This window comes from Glycomyces dulcitolivorans, from assembly GCF_003265355.1.
GTDB classification, from domain to species: Bacteria; Actinomycetota; Actinomycetes; order Mycobacteriales; family Micromonosporaceae; genus Glycomyces; species Glycomyces dulcitolivorans.
Genome location: NZ_QFRW01000297.1, coordinates 1 through 24,488, shown reverse-complemented (window position 1 = coordinate 24,488; position 24,488 = coordinate 1). Strand labels below are relative to the sequence as shown.

The 24,488-nt window shown below is 71.1% G+C and carries 21 protein-coding genes; 13 read left to right on the top strand and 8 right to left on the bottom strand.

Features of this window, described 5'->3' with window-relative positions; translation table 11 throughout:
- A partial coding sequence (locus DI269_RS20405) for a protein kinase domain-containing protein (protein ID WP_232822839.1) occupies positions 1 to 648 on the bottom strand: 648 nt, incomplete at its 3' end.
- Between the two features lie 339 nt (positions 649 to 987).
- Between DI269_RS20405 and chvE the strand changes: the two genes are divergently transcribed.
- The 3 genes from chvE to mmsB all read left to right on the top strand — a co-directional run bounded on the left by chvE (position 988) and on the right by mmsB (position 5,023).
- Positions 988 to 2,073, top strand: coding sequence for a multiple monosaccharide ABC transporter substrate-binding protein (gene chvE / locus DI269_RS20400; protein ID WP_112139249.1), 1,086 nt, complete (start codon positions 988 to 990; stop codon positions 2,071 to 2,073).
- 101 nt (positions 2,074 to 2,174) lie between these two features.
- Positions 2,175 to 3,728 carry a multiple monosaccharide ABC transporter ATP-binding protein gene (gene mmsA, locus DI269_RS20395; RefSeq protein ID WP_112139247.1) on the top strand — a complete coding sequence of 518 codons (1,554 nt, stop codon included), beginning with the start codon at positions 2,175 to 2,177 and terminating at the stop codon, positions 3,726 to 3,728.
- Positions 3,725 to 5,023, top strand: coding sequence for a multiple monosaccharide ABC transporter permease (mmsB, locus tag DI269_RS20390; protein ID WP_112139245.1), 1,299 nt, complete (start codon positions 3,725 to 3,727; stop codon positions 5,021 to 5,023). The genes mmsA and mmsB overlap by 4 nt, the downstream gene beginning before the upstream one ends.
- A gap of 73 nt (positions 5,024 to 5,096) precedes the next feature.
- Here the strand turns inward: mmsB and DI269_RS20385 are convergent, their stop codons facing one another.
- From DI269_RS20385 to mce, 3 genes are all read right to left on the bottom strand, one after another.
- Positions 5,097 to 6,893, bottom strand: a complete 1,797-nt coding sequence (locus tag DI269_RS20385; protein ID WP_112139243.1) for a DivIVA domain-containing protein — start codon at positions 6,891 to 6,893, stop codon at positions 5,097 to 5,099.
- A 174-nt stretch (positions 6,894 to 7,067) separates the two neighbouring features.
- The gene (locus tag DI269_RS20380; protein ID WP_112139241.1) at positions 7,068 to 8,267 is read right to left on the bottom strand and encodes a cell division protein DivIVA; all 1,200 of its coding nucleotides are present in this window, start codon (positions 8,265 to 8,267) and stop codon (positions 7,068 to 7,070) included.
- 215 nt (positions 8,268 to 8,482) lie between these two features.
- A complete protein-coding gene (gene mce, locus DI269_RS20375; RefSeq protein WP_112139239.1) occupies positions 8,483 to 8,911 on the bottom strand; it encodes a methylmalonyl-CoA epimerase in 429 nt (142 codons plus the stop codon).
- Positions 8,912 to 8,944: 33 nt separating this feature from the next.
- Between mce and DI269_RS20370 the strand changes: the two genes are divergently transcribed.
- From DI269_RS20370 to DI269_RS20330, 9 genes are all read left to right on the top strand, one after another.
- Positions 8,945 to 10,102, top strand: a complete 1,158-nt coding sequence (locus tag DI269_RS20370) for an acetyl-CoA C-acyltransferase (RefSeq protein ID WP_112139237.1) — start codon at positions 8,945 to 8,947, stop codon at positions 10,100 to 10,102.
- Complete coding sequence (gene meaB, locus DI269_RS20365) at positions 10,102 to 11,022, top strand: methylmalonyl Co-A mutase-associated GTPase MeaB (protein WP_112139235.1); 921 nt, start codon at positions 10,102 to 10,104, stop codon at positions 11,020 to 11,022. Before DI269_RS20370 ends, meaB begins: the two co-directional genes overlap by 1 nt.
- A 42-nt stretch (positions 11,023 to 11,064) precedes the next feature.
- Complete coding sequence (locus DI269_RS20360) at positions 11,065 to 13,683, top strand: valine--tRNA ligase (RefSeq protein ID WP_112139233.1); 2,619 nt, start codon at positions 11,065 to 11,067, stop codon at positions 13,681 to 13,683.
- Positions 13,684 to 13,739: 56 nt separating this feature from the next.
- Positions 13,740 to 15,077: a bifunctional folylpolyglutamate synthase/dihydrofolate synthase gene (locus DI269_RS20355; RefSeq protein ID WP_112139231.1), complete on the top strand. Its 1,338-nt coding sequence runs from the start codon at positions 13,740 to 13,742 to the stop codon at positions 15,075 to 15,077.
- Positions 15,070 to 15,453 (top strand): DUF4233 domain-containing protein, encoded by a 384-nt coding sequence (locus DI269_RS20350; protein ID WP_198667589.1) that lies wholly within the window; start codon positions 15,070 to 15,072, stop codon positions 15,451 to 15,453. The genes DI269_RS20355 and DI269_RS20350 overlap by 8 nt, the downstream gene beginning before the upstream one ends.
- A gap of 2 nt (positions 15,454 to 15,455) precedes the next feature.
- Positions 15,456 to 15,971, top strand: coding sequence for a GNAT family N-acetyltransferase (locus tag DI269_RS20345; RefSeq protein WP_112139229.1), 516 nt, complete (start codon positions 15,456 to 15,458; stop codon positions 15,969 to 15,971).
- Between the two features lie 158 nt (positions 15,972 to 16,129).
- A complete protein-coding gene (locus DI269_RS20340) occupies positions 16,130 to 17,995 on the top strand; it encodes an SCO2524 family protein (RefSeq protein WP_157975118.1) in 1,866 nt (621 codons plus the stop codon).
- 2 nt (positions 17,996 to 17,997) lie between these two features.
- On the top strand, positions 17,998 to 18,942 hold the full coding sequence (locus tag DI269_RS20335; RefSeq protein ID WP_112139225.1) for an SCO2523 family variant P-loop protein: 945 nt from the start codon (positions 17,998 to 18,000) through the stop codon (positions 18,940 to 18,942).
- Complete coding sequence (locus DI269_RS20330; RefSeq protein ID WP_112139223.1) at positions 18,939 to 19,937, top strand: SCO2522 family protein; 999 nt, start codon at positions 18,939 to 18,941, stop codon at positions 19,935 to 19,937. Before DI269_RS20335 ends, DI269_RS20330 begins: the two co-directional genes overlap by 4 nt.
- Here DI269_RS20330 and DI269_RS20325 read toward each other — a convergent pair.
- Together DI269_RS20325 and DI269_RS20320 are read right to left on the bottom strand one after the other, a co-directional pair.
- Positions 19,934 to 20,953, bottom strand: coding sequence for an SCO2521 family protein (locus tag DI269_RS20325; protein ID WP_112139221.1), 1,020 nt, complete (start codon positions 20,951 to 20,953; stop codon positions 19,934 to 19,936). The two genes, DI269_RS20330 and DI269_RS20325, sit on opposite strands and share 4 nt — an antisense overlap.
- Before the next feature lie 44 nt (positions 20,954 to 20,997).
- Positions 20,998 to 22,767 carry a VOC family protein gene (locus tag DI269_RS20320; protein WP_112139219.1) on the bottom strand — a complete coding sequence of 590 codons (1,770 nt, stop codon included), beginning with the start codon at positions 22,765 to 22,767 and terminating at the stop codon, positions 20,998 to 21,000.
- Positions 22,768 to 22,893: 126 nt separating this feature from the next.
- On the opposite strand from DI269_RS20320, the gene ndk reads away from it, so the two are divergent.
- Positions 22,894 to 23,295 (top strand): nucleoside-diphosphate kinase, encoded by a 402-nt coding sequence (gene ndk, locus DI269_RS20315; protein ID WP_091053701.1) that lies wholly within the window; start codon positions 22,894 to 22,896, stop codon positions 23,293 to 23,295.
- A 63-nt stretch (positions 23,296 to 23,358) separates the two neighbouring features.
- On the opposite strand, the gene DI269_RS20310 is transcribed toward ndk, so the two are convergent.
- Together DI269_RS20310 and DI269_RS20305 are read right to left on the bottom strand one after the other, a co-directional pair.
- Positions 23,359 to 23,946 carry a nucleotidyltransferase family protein gene (locus DI269_RS20310; protein WP_112139215.1) on the bottom strand — a complete coding sequence of 196 codons (588 nt, stop codon included), beginning with the start codon at positions 23,944 to 23,946 and terminating at the stop codon, positions 23,359 to 23,361.
- 80 nt (positions 23,947 to 24,026) lie between these two features.
- Positions 24,027 to 24,488 (bottom strand): PucR family transcriptional regulator (locus DI269_RS20305; RefSeq protein ID WP_198667588.1); only part of this gene is annotated, 462 nt, incomplete at its 5' end.

Here is a 24,488-nt window from a genome sequence, read left to right as displayed (position 1 = left end):
GGCGGCGTCCTCGCGGGCGTGGCGCACCCACGGCAGCCGCCCGCCGAGGGCGGCGTAGAGGACGGTGGCGAGGGCGTACACGTCGCCGGCGGGGCTGGCCGCGACCTCGCCCGCCACGGCGGCGTCGAGGTGCTCGGGGGCGGTGTAGGGGGAGGGGGGGAGGGGGGCAGCCAGGACGGGGGCGGTGACGTCGTAGGCGGTGAGCCGCAGGTGGTGCCCCGAGCCCGCCAGGATGTGCGAGGGCTGGATGGCGCCGTGGATGAGGCCGGCGCGGTGGTAGACCGCCACGGCGTCGCTCAGACCCACGCCGAGGGCGCGCACCTGCCCGGGGCGCATGGGGCCCTGCTCGGCGAGGAGGTCGGCGAGGGTGCGCCTGGCGGTGCCCACCGCCAGGTAGGGGCGTCCGTTCTCGGTGAGCCCGACCGCGCTACAGGGGGAGAGATGGGGGTGGGCGGCGAGGCCCGTGAGCTTCGCGGCCCATTCGAGGAAGACCTCGCGCCTGGAGCCGTCGACGCGCTCGTGCGCGACGGTCACGCACAGGAGGTCGGTGGGGTCGGCCGCGACGGTGCCGCTGAAAACGCTGCACACCGTGTCCCGGTGCAGTAAACGGTGGACGGCTGCGGGTCCGACGGTCTGGGTGCTCGACATCCTCACCTCCTCAGGGGGTCATCTGATCGGTGTCGTGATTTGGCACTAAATGTGAGGCTATCCCATCCGATCGGTCGAGCGGTAGTCGGCCGTCTGGATGTGGCACGATCAGGTGACGAGACCGGTACGGACGGTCATAATCTTTAGGCGTGCCGAAGTCCGATGTGCCCTGTGGGGATCGAGTGTCGGAATTCGGTGAAATGGAAATGCAACGATTCGGACACGAGACGCAGTCGCTGTTGACGGTTGTGGAAAAACGTTGAACTATCGAATCCGTCTTGACCCCAGGGCGACGTCGGTCATGCCCCGACTGCGCCCGGTACGAAGGAGTACTAACAGATGAACGTCAACCGACGCCACCTGCTTACCGGAACCGTCGGCGCGGCCGCGGTCGCCCTCACCGCCTCTGCGTGCGCCTCCGAGGACGGCGACTCGGGCTCGTCCGGGAAGAAGGTCGGCATCGCGATGCCGACCAAGACCTCGGAGCGCTGGATCGCCGACGGTGACAACCTGAAGGCCTCGTTCGAGGACCAGGGCTACGAGGTCACCCTCCAGTACGCGAACGATGTGGCCGCGGACCAGGTCTCCCAGATCGAGACCATGGTCGGCCAGGGCGTCAACGTGCTGGTCATCGCCGCGATCGACAACAAGTCCCTGAACGGCGTCCTGGCCCAGGCGAAGGAGGCGGACGTCACCGTCATCGCCTATGACCGCCTCATCCTGGACACCCCGGACGTGGACTACTACACGAGCTTCGACAACACCAAGGTCGGCACCCTTCAGGGCACCTACATCGTCGAGAAGCTCGGCCTGGCCGCGGGCGAGGCCGGCCCGTTCAACATCGAGCTCTTCGCCGGCGCGTTGACCGATAACAACACCAAGTACTTCTTCAACGGCGCGATGGAGGTCCTCCAGCCCTACATCGACGGCGGCCAGCTCGTCGTCCTGTCGGGCCAGACCGCGCTGGAGCAGGTCGCCACCGAGAACTGGGACGGCGCCGTCGCCCAGGACCGCATGGAGACCATCCTCACCTCGTTCTACACCGGCGGCCAGCAGGTCCAGGCCGTGCTCGCGCCCTACGACGGCATCAGCCGCGGCATCATCGCCGCGCTGGACGGCCAGGGCTACACCACGATGCCCGTCGTGACCGGCCAGGACGCCGAGGTCGACTCGGTGAAGTACATCATCGACGGCAAGCAGGCCATGACCGTCTACAAGGACACCCGCGAGCTCGCGAGCGTCACCGTGGACATGGTCGTCGCGGTCCTCGACGACAAGGACCCCGAGATCAACGACGACACCACGTACGACAACGGCGACCACGTCGTCCCCGCGTACCTGCTGGAGCCGGTGAGCGTCGACGTCACCAACTACCAGGCCGAGCTCATCGACTCGGGCTACATCGACGAAGCCGACCTGGCCTAGCCGACCCGCACGACCTTTCTCTCGGGGGCGCCCCGCCCGCCTTTGGGCGCCCCCGAACCTCTCTCCCCAGAGCAGTCAATTCAGTCACATAGGACGAATTCATGTCTGAAGACATCCTCCGAATGCGGGGGATCACCAAGCGGTTCCCGGGCGTGCTCGCACTGTCCGGGGTCGAGTTGGGGGTCAAGCGGGGCACGATCCACGCGCTCGTCGGCGAGAACGGCGCCGGCAAGTCCACCCTGATGAAGGTCCTGTCGGGCGTCTACGCCCACGGCGACTTCGAGGGCGAGATCGAGTTCGACGGCAAGCCCGCCGAGTTCCGCAGCATCCGCGACTCCGAGGCCTCCGGCGTGGTGATCATCCACCAGGAGCTGGCCCTCGTCGGCGAGCTGTCCATCGCCGAGAACATCTTCCTCGGCAACGAGCAGAAGAAGCGCGGCATCATCTCCTGGGACCGCACCAACGCCGAGGCCGTCCGCCTCATGGCGCAGGTCGGCCTCCACGACAACCCGGCCGTGCTGGTCGAGAAGATCGGCGTCGGCAAGCAGCAGCTCGTCGAGATCGCCAAGGCGCTCTCCAAGAGCGTCAAGCTGCTGATCCTCGACGAGCCCACCGCGGCCCTGAACGACACCGACTCCGAGAACCTCCTCGAACTGCTGCGCCAGCTGCGCGAAGAGGGCGTCACCAGCATCATCATCTCCCACAAGCTGGGCGAGGTGCTGGCGGTGGCCGACCAGATCACCGTGCTGCGCGACGGCAAGTCCATCGAGACCCTCGACACCGTCGAGGACGCCGTCACCCAGGACCGGCTCATCAAGGCCATGGTCGGCCGCGACCTGGAGCACCTGTACCCGCCGCACGAGCCGAAGATCGGCGACGTCTTCTTCGAGGTGTCGGACTGGACCGTCCACCACCCGGAGCAGCGCCACCGCGTCATCGTCAACGGCGCCAGCCTGAACGTCGCGCGCGGCGAGATCGTCGGCCTCGCCGGGATCATGGGCGCCGGCCGCACCGAGTTCGCCATGAGCCTGTTCGGCCGCAGCTGGGGGTCCAACATCTCCGGCTCGGTCGTCATGGACGGGAAGCCGCTCGCACTGCGGAACGTCCCCGAGGCGATCGACGCCGGCCTGGCGTACGCCACCGAGGACCGCAAGCACTACGGCCTGCACCTCGACTACGACCTCCGCGAGAACTTCACCCTCCCCGGCCTCGGCCGGCTGTCGAGGCGCGGGGTCGTCGACCAGGACAAGGTCAACCTCGTGTCCGAGCGGCTCCGCAAGGAGTTCGGGGTGAAGGCGCCGTCCGTCTACCAGCTCGCCGGGAACCTCTCCGGCGGCAACCAGCAGAAGATCGTGCTCGGCAAGTGGGTGTTCACCGAACCCGAGCTGCTCATCCTCGACGAGCCGACCCGAGGCATCGACGTCGGCGCCAAGTACGAGATCTACGAGCTGATCCACCGGCTGGTCGACCAGGGCAAGGGGGTCCTCATGATCTCCTCCGAACTGCCCGAGCTGCTCGGCATGTGCGACCGCATCTACGCGATGAGCGCCGGGCACATCACCGGTCAGGTCGACCGGGAACATGCCACACAGGAAGAGCTGATGCGTCTCATGACCCTTGAGACCGCCGGCGGGGGAGAAGAGCAACGCCAATGAGCACCGTCCAGACCAAGCCGCGCCCGAGTCTGCTCGGCGCGATCCGCAACATCAACCTGCGCGCCTACGGCATGATCATCGCGCTCGTGCTGATCATGATCCTGTTCCAGGTGCTCGACGTGGCACTCCAGAACCAGAACTTCATCACCGCGCAGAACCTCACCAACGCGATCCTCCAGAACTCGTACATCCTGATCCTCGCGATCGGCATGATGCTGGTGATCGTCAACGGGCACATCGACCTGTCGGTCGGCTCGGTCCTCGCGTTCTGCGGCGCCGTCTCGGCGATCGCGCTCTCGCACTGGGACCTGCCCTGGTACCTCGCGGTGGCCGTCGCCGTCGGCCTGGGCGCCCTCATCGGCGTCTGGCAGGGCTTCTGGATCGCGTACGTGCGGATCCCCGCGTTCATCGTGACGCTCGCGGGCATGCTCATCTTCCGCGGCCTGACCCTGAAGGTCCTCGACGCCGAGACCATCGGCACCCAGGGCACCTTCAACAGCCTGGCCTCCGGGTACGAGGTCGCCGGGGCGGACCTGCGCCTGCCGACGCTCGTGCTCGGCGTCCTCGGCGCCGCCCTGTTCGTGTTCCTCCAGGTGCGCGGGCGCTCCCGGCAGGCGAAGGCCGGCATCGTCGGCACCTCGCAGGCCGCGTGGCTCGTCAAGACGGTCCTGGTCGCCGCGGTCATCCTGGTGGCGGCGTACACGTTCTACTCGTACAAGGGCCTGCCGATCATCGGCTGGATCCTGCTGGCGCTGGTCCTGCTGTTCACGTTCATCGCGAACCGCACCGTCTTCGGCCGCCACATCTACGCGGGCGGCGGCAACGAGAAGGCCGCGCTGCTCTCCGGCGTGAAGACCAAGCAGACCACGTTCTGGGTCTTCGTGATCATGGGCGCCCTGTCCGGCCTGGCCGGCGTCATCGTGACCGCCCGCCTGCACTCGGCGACGCCGGGCGCGGGCGAGGCCCTCGAACTGAGCGCCATCGCCTCGTCGTTCATCGGCGGCGCGTCGGTCACCGGCGGCGTGGGCACCATCATCGGCGCCGTCATCGGCGGCCTGGTCATGGGCATCATGAACCAGGGCATGACGGTCCTGGGCATCGCGACCGACACCGTGCAGGTCATCCTCGGCCTGGTCGTGCTCGCCGCGGTCCTGTTCGACGTGTGGAACAAGAAGCGCTCGACCGGCGGCGGCAACGTCCCGCTCGTGGGGGTCACCCCGGGCGGCTCCGGCGAGGCCAAGCGCGCGGCGAAACCGGACGCGGACAAGGCGCCCGAGAAGGCGTCCACCAGTTAGGAGTCTCTGGACTCCCTCCGGTAGTAGAAGGGCCCCGCACCGAATCCGGTGCGGGGCCCTTCCATTCGCTCGCTTACGAGGACGAGACCTTCTCGGCCGCCGTCTCGCTGGTGCTGGCCTGCTTGCCGCCGTTCTGGGGGCGCTTGCGGGAGGTCGCCGGCTTGTTCACGGCCCCTTCGGCGGCGGGCTCCTCGGTGCGGCCCGCGCGGGCCTCCTCGACGAGCTTCTTCGCCTGGGCGCGCGCGGTCGCGAGGATCGCCTCGGAGTCGCGCGCCGCGGTCTGCTTGGCGGACTTGGAGAGCTCCTCGGCGCGGCGCTTGGCGTTCTCGGCCTTCTTCTCGGCCTCGGCCACGTACTGGTCGCGGTCGGTGCGGATCTGCTCGGCATCGAGGCCGGCCTGCGCGAGGATCTGCTCGGCCTGGGCCTTCGCGTCGGCGACCAGGCGCTCGCGCTCGGCCTCGATCTCGGCGAGTTCGGCGCGGGCGCGCTCGACGTCGGCCTCGGCCTCGACCTTCGCCTTGTCGGCGTGCTCGCGGAGGCGGGACGCCTCGGCGGCGGCCTCGGCGGTGATCCGCTCGGCCTCGGTGGAGGCCTGGGCGCGGAGGCGCTCGGTCTCCTCGGCGGTCTCCTCGGTGAGGCGGCGGGCGGCGGTCTCGGCGGCCTCGCGCTCCTGGCGGCCCGCAGAGGCGGCCTCGTCGCGCAGGCGCTGGGTCTCGCGCTCGGTCTCCTCGGTGAGCCGCAGGGCCTCGGCCTCGGCGGTCTCGCGCTGGGTGCGGGCGGCCTCGTCGGCCTCCGCGGCGAGGACGGCGACCTTCTCCTCGGTCTCGGCGGTGACGCGCTGCGCCTCCGCCTCGGCCTCCTCCATGCGCTGCTGGGCCTCCTGGCGGAGGCGCTTGGCCTCGTCGGCGGCCTCGGTGCGGGTCAGGGTCGCGCTGTCGGCGGCCTCGGCGCGCAGACGCGTGGCCTCGTTCTCGGCCTCGGTGCGGACGGTCTGCGCGAACGTCTCGGTCTCCTGCTTGAACCGCTCCAGGTTCTCGACGGCCTCGGTGCGCAGGTCCCGCAGTTCGGCCTCGTGCTCGGCGCGCTTGCGCTCGGCCTCGGCGTCCGCCTCGGCGGCGATCCGGTCGGCCTTCTCGCGGGCCTCGGCGACGGCCTGCTCGGCGTTGACCGCGGCGTCGTCCTTGAGCTGCTGGGCCTCGGTGCGCAGGCGCTCGACGTGAGCGACCAGCTGCCGGGTCTGCTCGTCGGCCGCGGCCCGCTTGTTCTCGGCGTCCTGCTCGGCCTCGGCCACGAGGACCGCGGCGCGCTCCTTCGCCTGGTCCACCATCGACTGGGCCTCGCGGGCCCGCTTGTTGATCTCGGCGTCGATGATGGCGCGCCGGTCGGCCTCGGCCTTCTCGGCGGCGGCCCGGCGGGCCTTCAACGTGGTCTCGAAGTCCTTGCGCGCCTGCTCGATCTGCGCTTCGGCGTCACGGAGTCGCTGGTCGGCCCGCTGGTGCAGGTGCTGGGTCTGCGCATGCGCGTTGGCCTTGATCTCCTCGGCCTGCTCTTCGGCGAGGGTGAGCATGTGCTCGATGCGCACGCCGAGGTGCCGGTAGGAGGCGTTGTCGCCCGCGGCGGAGCGCCGCCTGAGCTCCTGGATCTGGGCCTGCAGCTGCTGGATCTGGACCACGAGCCGGTCGATCTGCGCGAGGGCCTCCGCGCGTTCGCCGGCGAGCGTGTCCATCTGGAGCTGCATCTGCTGGAGGTACCGGTCCACCTGCCGCTTGTCGTAACCGCGCAGGGCCGTCTCGAACCCCCGGTCGATGGGTCCGCCCTCATCGAAACCGGTCAGGAGTTCGGAATCGTCGAGTCTGTCTTCACGCGCCATGCCCTCATCCTCACGTAAGCCGCGTCCCGCCACCTCCGGATAGGGACCGGATGTGACGGGACGCGGCCGAGCTGTGGTTCCTCCACCGTCGACCTACGCCTACGATCATTCTTCACTGTCGTAGGTCTCGACGGTAACGCGGATTCGCCAGGTTTACTTGTTCGTCGGGTTTTTCTACTTGTCGCCGTCCTGCTGCCCGAGCGCCCCGCCGAGGGCGCCGCTGACCAGACCGCTGAGGTTGCGCAGGGTCTCCTGCACCTGGTCGCGTTTCGCGGTGAGCTCGGACACCTTGGACTCGGCGTCCTTGGTGACCCGCTCCGCGTCGGACTTGGCGTCGGCGAGCAGGCGCTCGGCCTCCGCCTTCGCGTCGGTGACGAGCTTGTTCGCGTCCTTCTTCGCCTTGGACGTGGTGTCCTCGGCGTACTTGTCGGCCTCGGAGCGCTTCTCCTCGCCGCGGGTCTCCGCGGACTTGGCGCGCTCCTCCGCGTCGCGGGCGCGGTTCTCGGCGTCGGACACGAGCTTCTGGGTCTCGGCGACCGCGCGGGTGTGGCGGTCGGACTCCTCGCGCTCGGCCTTCTCCTTGCGCTCGGCCAGTTCGAGGTCGAGGGCCTGGAGGTCCTTGTCGCGCTTCTCCTTCGCCTCGGCGAAGAGCTTCGCGGCCTCGGCGCGCTTCTCCTCCGCCTCGCGGGCGGCCTTGGCGCGCAGCTGGGTGATCTCGCGGTCCGCCGTGGCACGGAGGGTCGCGACCTCGCGCTCGACGGAGGCCTTGAGCTCGGCGACCTCGTGGCCGGTCGCGGTGCGCAGCTGCTTGGTCTCGCGCTCGGCGTCGGCGCGGAGGGTCTCGCATTCGCGGCGGGCGTTGGTCCGCAGCTCCGCGACCTCGCGCTCCACCTGGGTGCGCAGGGCGTTGGCCTCGCGCTCGGCGTTCTGCTTCAGGGAGCCGGCCTCGCCGCGGGCGGCGTCGGCGATCTCGCGGGACTCAAGGCGGGCGGCCGAGAGGATGCCCTCGGTCTCGCGCTTCGCCTCGGCGCGGTGCTCGTTGGCCTGCTCTTCGGCCAGGCGCAGGATCTGCTCGACGCGGGTGCCGAGGCCGGACAGGGTCGGGCGCGTGTTCTCTTCGAGCTGCTTCTGCTGCTCGGCGAGGCGCTGCTCGAGACCCTGGATGCGCTGCTCGGCCTGGCGCAGACGACGCTGCGCGTCGGTCATGCGCTGCTCGGCCTCCGTGCGCTGCGACTCGGTCTGCTTCTGCTTCGCCAGGTTCTTCTGGATGAACTCATCCACCTGGTGCCGGTCGTAACCCCGCAACTGCACGGGGAATTCCGGCACCGATTGGTCGTTGTCGAAAAAGGTACTGCTGGAGGGCTGCTGCGACATGGACCAATACTTGCAGACGCGAATGGGAATGTCGACAGCAAGGTCAGGGGTTTGTGGAGGGCGAACCACCCGCAACACTAGCCGCAAATCGGGCGAATCCCTTGGAACGACACGGAAGTCGAACGCGGTGAAGTTTCGGTGTCGTCCAGGTATCACCCGAATGGCGTCATCTATCCGACACTATCGGTGACTCCCGCCCCTGACCTGCAAGGGCCCTATGCGGGTTCGACGAGTTCGACCAGCACGCCCCCCGCATCCTTGGGGTGAACGAAGTTGATCCGCGACCCGCCGGTGCCGCTCCGCGCCTCCTCGTACAGCAGCCGCACGCCCTTCGCGCGGAGCGCCTCGGCGGCCGCCTCGACGTCCTCGACGGTGAACGCCAGCTGCTGGAGACCCGGCCCCCGCGTCCCCAGGAACTTCGCGATCGTCGACTCCGGCGTCAGCGGCGCGAGCAGCTGCACCTGCGCGCCGCCGCCGGGCCACGCGACCATCACCTCGACGACCCCCTGCGCCTCGTTGACCTCGCGGTGCACCGCCCGGCCGCCGAGTGCGCCCTCGTACCACTCCAGGGCCGCGTCGAGGTCGGGCACCGCGATGCCCACGTGATCGATGCGCCGCAATCCGATTCCGTCCGTGAACGTCATACGATCGACCTTATAGACCAACGGAGGTCCGCCATGAACGACGCAACCGTCATCCTCGCCGCCGCCCGGACACCCATCGGGCGCTTCAGCGGGGCGCTCGCCGACATCCCGGCCACCGACCTGGCCGGGACGGCGATCAGAGCCGCCATCGAACGCGCCGGCGTCAGCGGGGACCTGGTCGACCAGGTCCTCCTCGGGCAGGTCCTGCCCGCCGGGTGCGGCCAGAACCCCGCCCGCCAGGCCGCCGTCGCCGCCGGGCTGCCCATGCGCATCCCCGCGCTGTCGGTCAACAAGGTGTGCCTGTCCGGGCTCACCGCGGTCGGCTTCGCCGACCAGCTGATCCGCGGCGGGGCCGCCGACGTGGTCGTCGCCGGGGGCATGGAGTCGATGAGCCGCGCCCCGCACCTGTTGCCCGGCTCGCGCCGCGGCTTCAAGTACGGCGACGCCGTCCTCCTCGACCACCTCGCCCACGACGGCCTCACCGACGCCTACGACGGCATCTCCATGGGCGAGTCCACCGAACGCCACCTCAAGGGCCGCTCGATCACCCGCGAAGCCCAGGACGCGTTCGCCGCCGACTCGCACCAGAAGGCCGCCAAGGCCGCCGAGCGCCTCGCCGAGGAGATCACCCCCGTCGAGACCCGCCGCGGCTACGTCGACGCCGACGAGGGGGTCCGCCCCGAGTCGACCCCCGAGAGCCTCGCGCAGCTGCGCCCCGCGTTCACCGAGAACGGCACCATCACCGCCGCCTCCGCGTCCCAGATCTCCGACGGCGCCTCCGCGCTCGTCCTCGCCCGCAAGTCCGTGGCCGAGGCCAACGGCTGGGCCTGGACCGCCGAGATCCTCGCCTACGCCTCGGTCGCCGGGCCCGACAACTCGCTGCTCGACCAGCCCGCCAACGCCATCGCGAAGGCCCTCGGCCTCGCCGGGCTCACCGCCGCCGACCTCGACGTGGTCGAGATGAACGAGGCGTTCGCCGCCGTCGTCCTCGCCTCCGCCGAGACCCTCGGCGTCGACCTCGGCCGCGTCAACCCCGACGGCGGCGCCATCGCCCTCGGCCACCCGATCGGCGCCTCCGGCGCCCGCCTCGCCCAGACCCTCGCCCGCCAGCTCGCCCCCGGCGCGCTCGGCGCCGCCGGCCTGTGCGGAGGCGGCGGCCAGGGCGACGCGATCGTCCTCAAGGGAGCCTGATGGGGCTGCACGACATGGTCGCGGCGGCCCGCGCGGGCGACCGCCGGGCCACCGCCCGCCTCCTCACGATCGTCGAGAACAACACGGGCGACGCCGCCGAGCTCGCCGGCCTGGTCAAGGGCGGCGACGCCCAGATCGTCGGCATCACCGGCTCGCCCGGCGTCGGCAAGTCCACGCTCGTCTCGGCCCTCATCGCCGCCTGGCGCACCCAGGGCCTGCGCGTCGGCGTCCTCGCCGTCGACCCCTCCAGCCCGTTCTCCGGCGGCGCGATCCTCGGCGACCGCGTCCGCATGGCCGACCACGCCCTCGACGACGGCGTCTACATCCGCTCGGTCGCCACCCGCGGCCACCTCGGCGGCCTCACCGCCACCACCACCGCGGGCGTGCGCCTCCTCGAAGGGCTCGGCTTCGATGTGGTCATCGTCGAGACCGTCGGCGTCGGCCAGGCCGAGGTCGAGATCGCCTCCCTCGCCGACACCACCCTCCTGCTGCTCGCCCCCGGCATGGGCGACGGCATCCAGGCCGTCAAGGCCGGAGTCGTGGAGATCGCCGACATATACGTCGTCAACAAGGCCGACCGGCCCGGCGCCGACGGCACCGTCCGCGACCTCAAGGCGATGATGAGCCTCGTCCGCCGCGAGAGCGGCGAATGGCGCCAGCCCGTCTGCACCACCGTCGCCTCCGAGGCCAAGGGCGTCGACGACCTCGTCGCCGCCATCGCCAAGCACCACGACTGGCTCTCCGAGGGCGACCGCCTCGCCGACACGCGCCGCCGCCGGGCCGCCGCCGAGATCCGCGCCCGCGTGGACGCGGCCCTGCGCGAGCGCTACAAGGTGACCGAGGCGCTGGCAGAGGCCGTCGCGAACGGCGAGACGGACGTGGCCTCGGCCGCGCGGAGCGTTCTCGGCGACACCGGCTAAACCTCTTCGCCTTCCCGCCGTGCGGCTTCGTAGACTGGAGCGGTGACAGACGCAGCTGAGCAGACACCGGCCCCGGAAACCCACCTGCCGAAGACGTACGCGCCCGTAGAGGTAGAGGCGCGACGCTACGCGAAGTGGGTAGCCGACGGCCGGTTCAAGGCTGCCGACGACTCCGACCGCGAGCCCTACGCGATCGTGATCCCCCCGCCGAACGTGACGGGGCAGCTCCACCTCGGGCACGCGCTCGACCACACCCTCATCGACACGCTGGTGCGGCGCGAGCGCATGCGCGGCAAGGAAGCGCTGTTCCTGCCGGGCACCGACCACGCCGGCATCTCCACCCAGAACGTGGTGGAGCGCCAGCTCGCCGACAAGGAGGGCCTGTCCCGCCACGACCTCGGCCGCGAGGCGTTCGTGGACAAGGTGTGGGAGTGGAAGGACGTCTACCACGACCGCATCTCCTCCCAGATGAAGAAGATCGGCGACGGCGTCGACTGGGACCGCGAGCGGTTCACCCTCGACGAGGGGCTCTCGAACGCGGTGCAGACCATGTTCAAGCGCATGTACGACGACGGGATGATCTACCGCGCCGAGCGCATCATCAACTGGTGCCCGCGCTGCATGACCGCGCTCTCCGACATCGAGGTCGAGCACCAGGAGGACGCGGGCGAGCTCGTGTCCATGCGCTACGGCGAGGGCGAGAACTCGATCGTGGTCGCCACGACCCGCCTGGAGACGATGCTCGGCGACACCGCCGTGGCCGTCCACCCCGACGACGAGCGCTACAAGCACCTGCTCGGCACCACCGTGGAGGTCCCGTTCACCGGCCGCCGCATCCCGATCGTGGCCGACTCGCACGTCGACCCCGAGTTCGGGACCGGCGCCGTCAAGGTGACCCCCGCGCACGACCCGAACGACTTCGCCATCGGCCAGCGCCACGGCCTGGAGTCGATCCTCATCATGGACGAGCGCGGCGTGATCACCGCGCACGGCCCGTTCCAGGGGCTCGACCGGTTCGAGGCCCGCTCGGCGATCGCCGCCGCGCTGCGCGCCGAAGGCCGCATCACCGCGGAGAAGCGCCCGTACATGCACGCGGTCGGGCACTGCGAGCGCTGCGACACCACGGTGGAGCCGCGCCTGTCGAAGCAGTGGTTCGTGAAGGTGGAGCGCCTCGCGAAGGCCGCCGGGGACGCCGTGCGCTCCGGGGAGACGAAGATCTACCCGCCGGAGATGGAGAAGCGCTATTTCTCCTGGGTGGACAACCTGCTCGACTGGTGCATCTCGCGCCAGCTGTGGTGGGGCCACCGCATCCCGATCTGGTACGGCCCGAACGGGGAAGAGCTGTGCGTGGGCCCGGGCGAGAGCGCCCCGGAGGGCTACGTGCAGGACCCGGACGTGCTCGACACGTGGTTCTCCTCGGGCCTGTGGCCGTTCTCGACGTTCGGCTGGCCGGAGGACACGAAGGCGCTGGAGAAGTTCTATCCGACGGCGGTGCTGGTCACCGGCTGGGACATCATCTTCTTCTGGGTCGTGCGGATGATGATGTTCGGGACGTACGCGATGGGCAAGGCGCCCTTCGGCGAGGTGTTCCTGCACGGGCTCCTGCGCGACGAGCACGGCAAGAAGATGTCGAAGTCCTCCGGGAACGGCATCGACCCGCTCGAAGTGGTGGACCAGTACGGCGCGGACGCGCTGCGGTTCATGCTCGCGCGCGACGCCAACCCCGGCGCGGACGCGATCGCGTCGATCGGGCTGGCCGAGGTCGCCCGGAACTTCTGCAACAAGCTGTGGAACGGGACCCGGTTCGCGCTCATGAGCGGCGCGACCCTCGAAGGGGACCTGCCCGCGGAGCCGTCGTTGATCGACCGGTGGATCCTCTCGCGCCTGTCGAACACGATCACCGCGGTCGACGGCCACTTCGAGACGTACGAGTTCGCGAAGGCCATGGACGTGCTGTACCACTTCGCGAAGGACGACGTCTTCGACTGGTACCTGGAGCTGACCAAGCCCGTGCTCGCCGCGGGAGGCCGACGGGCCGAGGACACCCGCCGCGTCATCGGCCACGTCTTCGACCAGCTGCTGCGCCTGCTGCACCCGGTGATCCCGTTCGTGACCGAGGAGCTGTGGCTCAACCTGACCGGCACCGAGGAGCAGGGGGACTCGCTCACCGTCGCCGCCTGGCCGGTCCCGGCCGGGACCGACGGCGAGGCCGAGCGGGCCGTGGCCGCGCTCCAGCACCTCGTCACCGAGGTGCGCCGGTTCCGCTCCGACCAGGACCTCAAGCAGAACCTGCCGCTCCCGGCCCGCCTCACGGGCCTGGACGCGGTCGGCCTCGCCGACGAGGAGCCGTTCATCCGCGGCCTCGTCAAGCTCGAACCCGCCGGGGAGGGCTTCGCGCCCACCGCCGAGCTCGCCGTGTCCGACCGGTTGACGGTCGCGCTCGACACGTCCGGCTCGATCGACGTGGACGCCGAGCGGGCGCGCCTGGAGAAGGCCCTGAAGGTCGCCGAGAAGGAGATCGCCGGGACGACCGCGAAGCTCGGCAACGAGGCGTTCCTCGCGAAGGCGCCCGACGCCGTGGTCGACAAGATCAAGGCGCGCAAGGCGACCGCCGAGGCCGACATCGCGCGCATCACCGCGCAGCTCGAACGACTCGCGTAGCGGGGGCCGGGGCCGCTCCGGCCCCGGCCGCCTCTTCCTAATGGGGGACAACCACATTGAACGCCGAACTCGCGCAAGTCGAAGCGGCACTGGAAGCCCGCGGGTTCTCCCGCTGGGACTTCACGCTCGACCGCATCAAGCAGCTGCTCGACATGATGGGCGACCCGCAGCGGTCGTTCCGGTCGGTCCACATCACCGGGACGAACGGCAAGACGTCGACCACCCGCATGATCGAGCGGCTCCTGCGCGGGCACGGCCTGCGCACCGGCATGTTCACCTCGCCGCACCTCAACGACGTCACCGAGCGGATCTGCGTCGACGGCGAGCCCATCAGCCCTGAGAAGCTCGCCCAGCAGTACTACGAGATCGCGCCGCTGGCCGAGCTCGTGGACCGCGAGGCGACCGAGTCGCTCACCTACTTCGAGATGACCGTCGCGCTCGCCATGGGCGCGTTCGCGGACACGCCGATCGACGTCGGCGTCATCGAGGTCGGGCTCGGCGGCGAGACCGACTCGACGAACGTCCTCAACGCCGAGGTCGCGGTCATCACCCCCATCGGGATCGACCACACCAAGTGGCTCGGCGAGACCCTCGCCGAGATCGCGACGATGAAGGCCGGGATCGTCCACGAGGGCTCGACCCTCGTGACTTCTGCGCAGGACCGCTCGGCGATGGAGCCGCTTTTGCGCCGCGCCCAGTCGGTCGGCGCGAAGCTCGTGCCCGAGGGCCGCGGCTTCGAGGTGACCTCCCGCGAGGTCGCCGTCGGCGGGCAGCTGGTGACGATCGAGACGCGCGCGGCCCGCTACCAGGACCTGTTCCTGCCGCTGCACGGCGAGTACCAGGCGCACAACGCGGCGCTGGCGCTCGCGGCCGTCGAGGTGCTCCTCGGAGCGGGCGAGCCGAAGGCGCTCGACGCGGAGGTCGTCGGGCAGGCGTTCGCGGAGTTCACGTCCCCGGGCCGCCTGGAGGTCGTCAGGTCCGAGCCCGCGGTCATCCTCGACGCCGCGCACAACCCGGCGGGCATGGAGGCCATGACGAAGGCCGTCGAGGAGGAGTTCAACTTCCGCAAGCTCGTCGGCGTCGTCGGGATGCTCGCCGACAAGGAGGTCGACCACATGCTCGAACTCCTCGAAGGCGTCCTCGACGAGATCGTCATCACCAAGTCCACGTCGGACCGGGCGATGCCCGCCGCGACGCTCGCCAAGATGGCCGTGGAGGTCTTCGGCGAGGAGCGCGTGCACGTGTACCCGCACATCCGGGACGCGGTCGCCCGCGGCATCGAACTCGCCGAAGAAGCCGACGACCTGTACGAGTCCGGCGGGGGCGTGCTCATCACCGGCTCGGTGTTCACCGTCGCCGACGCCCGCAAGATCCTGGTGGGCCGCCGTGGCTGACGACGTGACCGAGACCGAACCGGACCCGAACCGCTCGGGATTGAAGGACCCGGCCCGCGCCGCGCGCAGCCTCGCGGCGATGGCCCTCGCGTTCGAGGCCCTCGCGCTGCTGCTGGCGATCGTCCCGATGCGGATGATCCTCGACGACCCCGCGCCGGCGACGATCGCGATCGGCATCCTGACCGTGGTCGCGATCGTCCTGGCGGGCATGGCGAAGCGCCCGTGGATCTGGCCCGCCGGCGCGGTCCTCCAGGTCGCGGTGATCGCCTGCTGGCCCCTCCACTGGTCCCTCGGCGCCGCCGGGATCGTGTTCGCCCTCGTGTGGCTCTACTGCTGGCACGTCAAGCACCAGCTCTCGAAGCCCCCGAAGCGGTGAGCATGGAGATCGAGACCGAACGCCTCCTCCTGCGCCCCTTGGCCACCGCCGACGCGGCGGCCCTCGCGCCGATCAACGCCGACCCGGAGGTCATGCGCTACATCGGATACGGGGAGCCGCGCACCCCGGAGCAGACCGAGGCGCTGTGCGCCAAGGTCGCCGCGCACTGGGACGAGCACGGCTGGGGCGCCTTCGCGCTGTCCGAACGCGCCACCGGCGACCTCGTCGGACTCGGCGTCCTCGCGACCCCGGCGTTCCTGCCCGAGATCCTCCCCGCCGTCGAGGTCGGCTGGCGCGTCGCCCGCGACCGCTGGGGCCGCGGCTACGCCCCCGAGGCCGCCCGCGCCGTGATCGGCTTCGCGTTCGGCGACCTCGGGCTCGACCGGATCGTCTCCTGCATCCACACCGAGAACGCCGCCTCCGTGCGCGTCGCCGAGAAGCTCGGCATGACCCTCGAACGCGAGACCACGGTCCCGGTATACGAGGTCCCTTGCAGCGTCTACGAACTCAAGGCCTGACACTCCGGCGGCACCTCCCGCCCCGGTAGTCGCGTCCGTCCTGCGACTGTCGGGTAGCCGACAACACACGTTCTGCGAGTCCGGTTGCGTCGCAACACCGTGCCATAGTGAAGCTGTCCGTTTCGGCCCTGAGCGCACGGCGGTGGTCCCCTGTGAAGATGCAGCCTCGGCAACAGCTCCTCGACATCTGGAAGGCCCAGGTGGCCTACAGCTGGCGCCCCGCCGAGGACGGGTCCAGGCGCCGGGAGTGGCACTGGGGCGGGCGCAACCCCTCTGACGCCGTCGGCGACGCGCAGCAGCTGCTGTGCCTGCTCTACCCCGCGCAGGAGCTGCCGGACCTGCGGTACGCCGACCCCGACGCCACCAGCGACGCCGTCCTCGAAGCGCTCTCCGGGCTCGGCGACGCCGTCGAGGTGCCGATCCGGATCATGCGGCTCATCAGGGACTACATGGAGAAGCACGTCGACGCCGAGGGCGTCCCCGTCTACTCCGGCGGCGCCAACATGCACCGCGTCGACAAGACCCAGAAGGCCCTCCCCGAGCAGCGCGCCATCGACGTCACCGAGGGCTTCGCCCTCTCGATCCCGTTGAGCCTCACCGCGCTCACCTTCCTCAGCGACTTCGCCCCCACCGTCGACCGCATGGGCCGCGCCGACCTCGTCGAGGAGCTCAAGCACGTCCACAAGGCCGTCCACCGCCGCCTCCTCGGCGCGATCACCGGCCTCCTGCGGTCCTTCGCCGTGTCCACCTTCGACGCCGACGACGACTTCGGGCGCCAGCTCATCGCCCTCATCAACGTCGACGGCCAGCCCGACCGGAAGATCGTGCGCCGCTTCAGGGACGAGGCCGAGGAGATCATCGCGACCCTGCGCACCATCACCGTCGGCTCCGGCGGCACCGCCGGCGTCGAGGCGCCCACCAAGCTCTTCGAGATCGGCTGGTCCTGGTCCGTCGTCGAGAAGGCCCCCGACATCCCCGACGTCACCGACACCTCCACCCAGCGCCTCGGCCGCGCCGAGGACGCCCCCTACCTCTACTTCACCGTGGTCGCCCTCGAAGCCATCGCGACCCTGTTCTCCGACCGGGTCATGCGCCGCAACCTCCTCACCGAGGAGGAGCGCCGCCTCGCCCAGTCGCTCCAGATCCGCCTCGACGTCACCCGCCGCTACTGGGCCATGGTCGCCTCCTTCGGCGGCGGCTCCAAGTGGCCCCTCGAAGACGTCCCCTGGCGCACCACCGACGGCCTGGAGTACGACTACTACAGCCTCCTCGTCTGCGCCGTCGCCACCGAGACCTTCGGCTCCCAGCGCGGCGGCGACGACGACCTCATCCGCCTCTCCAACGTCCTCGTCGAGCTCGCCAACCGCGGCCGCATCACCCGCCGCCCGCTCGTCGGCGACCGCGCCGTCGAGATGCACTTCCCCGGCGTGCGGGCCGAACTCGCCGGCATCGAGAAGCTCGACGGCCCGCCGATGATCTGGAACATGGTCGACTTCGCGCCCCTGCTGCTCAAGCGCATCTACGACGCCGCCGGGCTCCTGGTCACCATCGAGGCCCGCGCCCAGCTCCTCCAGGTCGCCGACCTCGTGTGGGACCACCTGGCGCGCAGGCGCATCCGCGACGGCCTCGCTTCGCGCCTGTGGGACCAGCCGCAGCAGGTCTTCACCGAGCTGCCGAACTTCTTCTCGGACCCGTCCTGGCACTTCACGATCCGCGTCGTGGAGGCGATGGTGCTGGCCGCCCAGTTCGCGGGCTCCCAGCCCGCCCGCTCCAGGAACCTGGAGGAGCTGGCGCACGAGCTGCTCGTGGAGGCCGAGCACATCTACGACCAGGAGCTGCTGCGCGGCTCGGGGAACGCCGGTCCCGCGCTGGCGCAGGAGATCCGCTCGGTCGGGCTGACGATCCGCCACGCCAAGGAGGTCGTCGACGAGCGGCCCGCCACCGCCTTCTCCCTGGGCGTCAAGGCCCTCATCGACCTCGACCGGCTCATCGCGGCCGGCCGCGACGCCGAGACCGGAGTGTGACGATGCTGCTGTTCGCGACCTCGGACAAGGGCGGCACGGGCCGGTCGGTCTCCTCGTGCAACCTGGCGTACCGGCGCGCCGTCCAGGGCATGAACGTGTGCTATGTGGACTTCGACTTCGGGTCCCCAACGGCGGGTGCGATCTTCGGCATCGACGACCTGGAGCACGGCACGTACGGCAACGGCGTCCACGAGTACCTCCAGGACCTCGCCTCCGAGCCGGAGCGGCACTCGGTGTGGGCCGTCAGCGACCGCGCCGAGCTCCAGGCCCGCCCCGACGGCGCGGGGGAGCTCGTCCTGTGCCCCGGGGACGCCGACGGCTCGGAGTTCCCCGGCGACGAGCACACCGTCGACCGCTGCGTCAAACTCCTGCAAGAGCTCTCGCGCGAGTACGACCTCGTCATCGTCGACCTGTCCGCGGGCCGCTCGCACGCCACCGAGATGGTCATGGCCGCGACCGCCCGGCCCGAGCTGGCGAACCTGCCGTGGCGCTGGATCGTCTACCACCGCTGGACCAAGCAGCACGTCATCGCCGCGCACTCGCTCGTCTACGGCGGGCACGGCCTGGTCGAGACCGCGAAGTCGTACGGCGAGGAGTACCAGCGCAAGCTCCTGGCCTCGATCCGCTACGTGCGCACCGCGGTCGTCGACCCCGACGGCGCCGACCTGTCGGGCCTGGAGGCCACCCAGATCCGGTGGCTGCGCAAGATCGACGCCGACCTGCACCAGATGGCCGCCCGGCTCAAGCTGGGGCGCATGAACCTCCTCGGGTCGGTCCCCCTCGACCCGGTCCTGCAGTGGCGCGAGCAGATCATCACCGACGCCGACACGGTGACGCTGCGGATCGCGAACCAGGAGACCGTCCGGGCCTTCGCCGACCTCGCCGTGCGCTCGGCCGAGGAGCTGTTCGTGCCCGGACTCGAAGCGAGCGTGCGGGGGATCGAATGACGTACGAGGAGACCAGCGCGAAGCAGCGCACCGAGCGGTTCGGCATGTCGCACCTGTCGATCGAGGTGGGGCACCTGTACGCCGACGACCTTGCCCGGCCCGACGCCCTCAAGGAGGAGATGGCCTCGGCCGCGGCGTGGGTGCACGGCACCACCGAGGCTTTGACGAAGCGCCTCGGCGGCCGCACGCCCCGCGTCTCCACCTGCTACCTGGTCGACGACTACTTCCACCAGGACCTGCCCGAGCCCGAGCAGCTCATCGCCACGGTGGTCGAGGCCGCGGCGGACGCGGGGCTGCGCATCGACTATCTGGCGCGCGAGTCGTCGTGCGACCGCATGGGCGCCTTGGACCTCGCGGGGCTCGTGGCCGACCGGATCGTGTTCGAGCCGCCGCCGGGCACGAACGGCTCGCGCCCGCCGGTCTCGGACCTCGGCTGGCTGCCCAACGGGGTGCCGACGCCGAAGCCGCGCGGGATCGCGATGGGCGCGCCGCTGCGGTGGATCCCGCCGAGCCAGAACGCCAAGCGCGAGCACTCGGTGTTCCTCGACGTCGAGCTGTGGAACGAGACGCCGGAGGGCCGGCGCTGGTCGTGCCCGATGCTCGCCGCCGTCTGGCAGTTGCTTCGTCTCGGCGTGCTGCGCGACCAGGGCCGGCGCATCGGCGTGCCCGAGCCGGTGGAGTCGCTGGTGCCGGCCGAGCACGGGCACGCGCCCGGGCAGCGCCTCCCGGGGAGCCGGTTCCCGGACCGGTGGGCGGAGATGCCGCCGATCCTCCAGCTGAACGCGAAGGCGTTCCCGTTCCCCGCGTACCGGACCGTGTCGGTCCTGTCGGTGGACTTCCTCGAAGTGGAGCACGCGGTGCGCGTCATCTGCGGGAGCGTGCGCCCCGATCCCGGTGCGCTGGAGTCGATCCGCAAGTCCGCCGAGCGCGAGGGCATGACGCTGCCGGCCGAGCTGGTCGACCGGCTGTCCTACATCTTCCAGGGCCCGCTCTAGCGGAGAAAGTGGTCGGGCGCGCCGCCCTGGCGCTGGTTCTGCTCCATCATGTCGAGCATCTTCGCGGCGAGATCGGCGGCGCCGTAGTCGATCTGGGACCGGACGCGCTCGGTCATGGTCGCCCACTGCCGCGACAGGCCCGGGCGCCGTTCCAGTGAGTCCCACAGGAACTCCAGGTCCCGCGAGGTCCGCGCGCCCGCCGACCACAGGTGCATCAGGTGGTCGACGACCGGGCGGAGGGTGCGCAGCGTGTGCCGCGGGTCCTCGCCGATCTTCGCGAGCGCGATCCGCGCCGCGACGGCCGTCAGGAGCCAGTCGTGAACCGCGAGATCCTCTGCGGCCGCGGCGATCTGCTCCGGGGCGACGACGCCGGTCACCATGCTCATGCGCCGCCTGTCGTTGCCGACCAGGCGGAACGCGACCGCGCGCCCGGCGCCGGGGTCGGCGATGGCCGCCCACCGCAGCCGGGTCGACCCGGTCTTGACCGGCGGGCGCTGGTCGAGGACGGGCCGGGCGAGCACGTCGTGGATCGAGTGGCGCGCGATCGCGGCGGTGTCGAGGAGTTCGGACCGGTCGCGCCGGTTCTCGGCGGTCAGGAACGCGCGCGCGAGCCGCTCGGCCTCGAAGTTCCCGATCGTCTCCAGCGTCCCGGGCCGCGCCAGGTAGTACGACCAGGGCATCCGCCGCGGCCGCGACGGCGGCGCGACCGCGGTCCACGCCGAGCCCTGGAGGAGGTGCCCGCCGGTGAGGACCGCCCGCGAGCAGACGGTGCCGACGGCCCGGACCGCCCCGTTCGCCGACTGCTCGTCGGCGTGCGGGTTGTCCTGCTTGGGCGCGAGCGGCAGCCTGCAGTCGACGCCGTGCAGGAGCGTCGGCGAGGCCGTGTGCGGGACCGGGCGCGCCCACTGGACGACGGTCTCGCCGACCGCGAGCGACAGGGCCGCGCGGGCCTCCTCGGGCGTCAGCGGCCGCGAATGCGGCAGCAGCGCGGTGTGGATCTCGCCGACGATGAGCATGGGCACTCCCCTTCGCAAGGGCGGGAACGGGTCTCGAACGGTCGCTAGTCGCGCTCCCGGTGCTCGGTGATCGCCAGGCCGTGCCCGTCCGGGTCGCGGAACGCGGCGGCGCGCATCTCGTAGTTCTGGCCCAGCAGCGCGGTGCGCGGCAGGTGCAGGAACTGGACGCCGGCCTCGTTCATCTGCGTGAACGCGGCGTCGATGTCGCCGACCTCGAAGGTGAGGTGCATGATCCCGGTCTCGCCGGGCGGCGCGTCGGGGCGCTCCCACAGCAGGATCTTCCCGAACCCGGCGTCGAGGACGGCCGCCTCCGGGGTCCGGTCGGAGATCGCCAGACCCAAAGCGTCCGTGTAGAACTCGACCGACCGCTGGAGGTCGGTGACCACGAGGGTCGCGGCCACGTCGGTGACGTCGGTGCCGCCGAGGCGCTCCTCGGACAGGAGCAGCTCGGCGAGGTCGCGCGCGAGGCTGCTGCCCTCCTCGGAGGTCCGCGGCTTCGGCGGGGACGGCGAGCGCAGCCGCGTCGCGGCCTCGGCGATCGGGCCCTTCGGCGGCGACGGCTCCTCGGCCGGCACTTCGCCGACGATGATCTCCGTAACGGGGCCGCCGCCGATCTGCTCGCTCGGCAGCGTGAACGCCGCGGGCGGGTCCGCGGGCAGCGGCGCGGACTCGGAGGACGCCGAGTCGACGGGCCGCTCGGGGACCTCCGCTGCAGCGGTCTCGACCGGTTCAGTCTCGACCACCGGATCCGCTTGCGGCTCTTCAAGGACCGGGGACTCCTCGACCGGCGTGGAGGCGGCCTTCAGGGCCTCGGACACGACGAACAGCGGCGGAGCGGGGGCACCCGGATCGGGCACCACCGACCCGGGCTCGGGGGAATCCTCGCCCGGTTCGACCGCAACGGGCCTCGTCGGCAAGGGCTCAGAGGGCTCCTCGACCGCCAGCGCAATGGCCATGACATCGGCCGCGACGGGCTCGTCCTCGACCGGCACGGTCTCCTCGGGCCGCTTCTCGACCGGCGCCGGGGCCTGTTCGGCCTTAGCCGGTTCGGGCTCCTCGACCGGGACCACGACGGGGACGACGATCGTCGGCGCCGCGGCGGCCTGGTCCGGTTCCGGTTCAGGTTGCGGCGGAAGCGGTTCCGTCTCGGGCCGGTTCGGCTCGAACAGGTCGTCGAGCGAGCCGCGCTCGGGCTGCCTCACCGGGGCGGGGCGCGGCGGGTCGTCCTCGACGATGAGGTCTTCGAGCCGGTGCTGCCCGATGAGCGGCGGCGCGGGAACCGGTTGCGGGAAGCGCCGGGCCGAGTGCTCGACGGTGAAGAACGCGATGGTGCCCGCCAGGCACCCGAAGGCGAGCACGGCGATGCCGACGCTCTGCGCGCCGACCGCCATGGACGCGAAGAAGAACGCCAGGATCAGTAAAGTGATGGCGCCGATCGCCCGCGAAGTGCGCCACCGCATCCGCCTGTCCGCGTTGAGGACCGTGCCGATCGCCTCGCCGCCGGCCGCGTGGTGCTGGCGCGAGTGGAGGTCCTTCATGGCGTGCTGGTTGATCGCCCACCAGCGGGCCTGATTCTGCCGCCGCTGCTGGTCCATCTGGAGGCGCTGCTGGCGCAGCTGCTCGGCGGTCATGCCCCGGGCCTGCTGCCGCTGGTTGCCGCGCGGCTGCGCCTTCAGGGGCGCCGCCTTGCGCGCGGCGCCGCCCTTGACGGCGGCGCCTTTCGCCCCGCCGCGAGCGGCTCCGCCCTTGGCGCCGCCCCGGCTGGGGGCCTTGGAAGGCCGCGGGGCGGGACGGGGTGGCTGTCTCGAGGGCATCTGGGACACCTCATCCGCAACTGGGAAACCGGGTTTCAACGTGAATCGTACGTGGGTGAGGCAACGGACACAACATCGCTTACGATGGCAGCCACTAATCCGACAGACGCTTACAAGGAGTTTCACGTGGCCGAGCAGCGCACGCTCGTGTTGATCAAACCCGACGCCGTCCGGCGCGGGCTCATCGGCGAAGTCCTGGCCCGCCTGGAGCGCAAGGGCCTGCGCGTCGAGGAGCTGCGGCTGCGCACCATGGACGCGGCGCTGTCGGACGCGCACTACGCCGAGCACGTGGGCCGGCCGTACTACGAGGGCCTGAAGGACTTCATGACCTCGGGTCCGCTGGTGAGCCTGGTCGTGGCCGGGGACGAGGCGATCCCGGTGGTGCGCAAGCTCGCCGGCGCCACCGACGGCCGCAAGGCCGAGCCGGGGACGATCCGCGGCGACTTCTCGCTGTCGAACCAGCAGAACCTGGTGCACGCCTCGGACTCCGAGGAGTCCGCGAAGCGCGAGATCGACCTCTGGTTCTAGGCCTGAGGGGCGTTTGACGCACCGCTGACGACGCTGGCAGCAGTGCGCGATCAGGCCCGCTCGTTAAGCGGGGCTCGGGTGCTGGAGCGCTTCGAGGTCGGCCGGGGTGTCGACGTCGATCGGGTCGCCCGGGCACGCGACCTCGCGCACCAGGCCGGGGTTCGCGGCGATGAAGTCGCGGGCCCCCCGGTCGCCGGCGGCCCCGTCGGCGATGCCGTCGAGGTGCTCGCGTGCGAAGTACATCGGGTGGCCGCGCCGTCCCGCGTACGTCGCGACCGCGACCGTGGCCCCCTCGTCGGCGGCCGCGATGAGCCGCCGGACCGCCTCGGCCTCGATGCGCGGCTGGTCGACGAGGGTCACGACGACCCCGTCGTAGCGCTCGGGGACGGCGGCGAGCCCCGCCTTCAGCGACGTCGACAGCCCCTGCCCCCAGCGCCGGTTGAGCACCGGCGTGAACGCCTCCGTCGCCGCCGACAGCGCCTGCTCGGCCCCGGCGCCGAGCACCGCCAGGATCTGGCGGCACCCGCCGTCGCGCAAGGTCGCCACGGCCCGGTCGAGCAGGCTGCGGCCGTCGTACTGGACGAGGGCCTTGGGCTGGCCGAAGCGCCTTCCGGCGCCTGCGGCGAGCACGAGCCCCGCGGTGTTCCCCATGTGTTGCTCCCCCTTCGATGGTCCCGCCTCGCGGCGGGATGCTGCGGCGGCGCCCCCTGCGCCGCCCGCTGTCGGGGCGGTCAGTCGAGGCTGACCGCCAGTGCGAGGTCCATCCGGTCGAGGGGGTTGCGCAGGTCGCGGCCGGTGAGCTCCTCGACGCGTCGCATGCGGTACCGGACGGTGTTCACGTGGACGTGCAGGCTCACGGCGCACTGGCGCCAGGAGCCGTCGCATTCGAGGAACCGCCGCAGGGTCGGCAGCAGGTCGGAGCGGTGCCGGGCGTCGTATTCGAGGAGCGGGTCGAGGACGCGGGTGCGGAACGCCTTCGACACGTCAGGGGGGACGGCGGCCAGGAGCATCCGGTGCGAGACGAGGTGGTCGGGTTCGGCGACCTCGATGCTGCCGGGCCGGGGCTGGGCGAGCGCGGCGGTGTGGCGGGCCTGTTCGAGGGCGCCGCGCAGGCCGTCGGGGGAGCGGACGGGGTCGGCCAGGCCGATGCCGACGGCGCCGGGCCCGCCGGGGTGCGCGGCGGCGAGGACGGC

Excerpts from the sequence above, each read along its gene's own strand:
- chvE (WP_112139249.1), top strand. The coding sequence starts at position 988 with ATGAACGTCAACCGACGCCACCTGCTTACCGGAACCGTCGGCGCGGCC.
- mmsA (WP_112139247.1), top strand. The coding sequence starts at position 2,175 with ATGTCTGAAGACATCCTCCGAATGCGGGGGATCACCAAGCGGTTCCCG.
- mmsB (WP_112139245.1), top strand. The coding sequence starts at position 3,725 with ATGAGCACCGTCCAGACCAAGCCGCGCCCGAGTCTGCTCGGCGCGATC.
- DI269_RS20385 (WP_112139243.1), bottom strand. The coding sequence starts at position 6,893 with ATGGCGCGTGAAGACAGACTCGACGATTCCGAACTCCTGACCGGTTTC.
- DI269_RS20380 (WP_112139241.1), bottom strand. The coding sequence starts at position 8,267 with ATGTCGCAGCAGCCCTCCAGCAGTACCTTTTTCGACAACGACCAATCG.
- mce (WP_112139239.1), bottom strand. The coding sequence starts at position 8,911 with ATGACGTTCACGGACGGAATCGGATTGCGGCGCATCGATCACGTGGGC.
- DI269_RS20370 (WP_112139237.1), top strand. The coding sequence starts at position 8,945 with ATGAACGACGCAACCGTCATCCTCGCCGCCGCCCGGACACCCATCGGG.
- meaB (WP_112139235.1), top strand. The coding sequence starts at position 10,102 with ATGGGGCTGCACGACATGGTCGCGGCGGCCCGCGCGGGCGACCGCCGG.
- DI269_RS20345 (WP_112139229.1), top strand. The coding sequence starts at position 15,456 with ATGGAGATCGAGACCGAACGCCTCCTCCTGCGCCCCTTGGCCACCGCC.
- DI269_RS20340 (WP_157975118.1), top strand. The coding sequence starts at position 16,130 with ATGCAGCCTCGGCAACAGCTCCTCGACATCTGGAAGGCCCAGGTGGCC.
- DI269_RS20335 (WP_112139225.1), top strand. The coding sequence starts at position 17,998 with ATGCTGCTGTTCGCGACCTCGGACAAGGGCGGCACGGGCCGGTCGGTC.
- DI269_RS20330 (WP_112139223.1), top strand. The coding sequence starts at position 18,939 with ATGACGTACGAGGAGACCAGCGCGAAGCAGCGCACCGAGCGGTTCGGC.
- DI269_RS20325 (WP_112139221.1), bottom strand. The coding sequence starts at position 20,953 with ATGCTCATCGTCGGCGAGATCCACACCGCGCTGCTGCCGCATTCGCGG.
- DI269_RS20320 (WP_112139219.1), bottom strand. The coding sequence starts at position 22,767 with ATGCCCTCGAGACAGCCACCCCGTCCCGCCCCGCGGCCTTCCAAGGCC.
- DI269_RS20310 (WP_112139215.1), bottom strand. The coding sequence starts at position 23,946 with ATGGGGAACACCGCGGGGCTCGTGCTCGCCGCAGGCGCCGGAAGGCGC.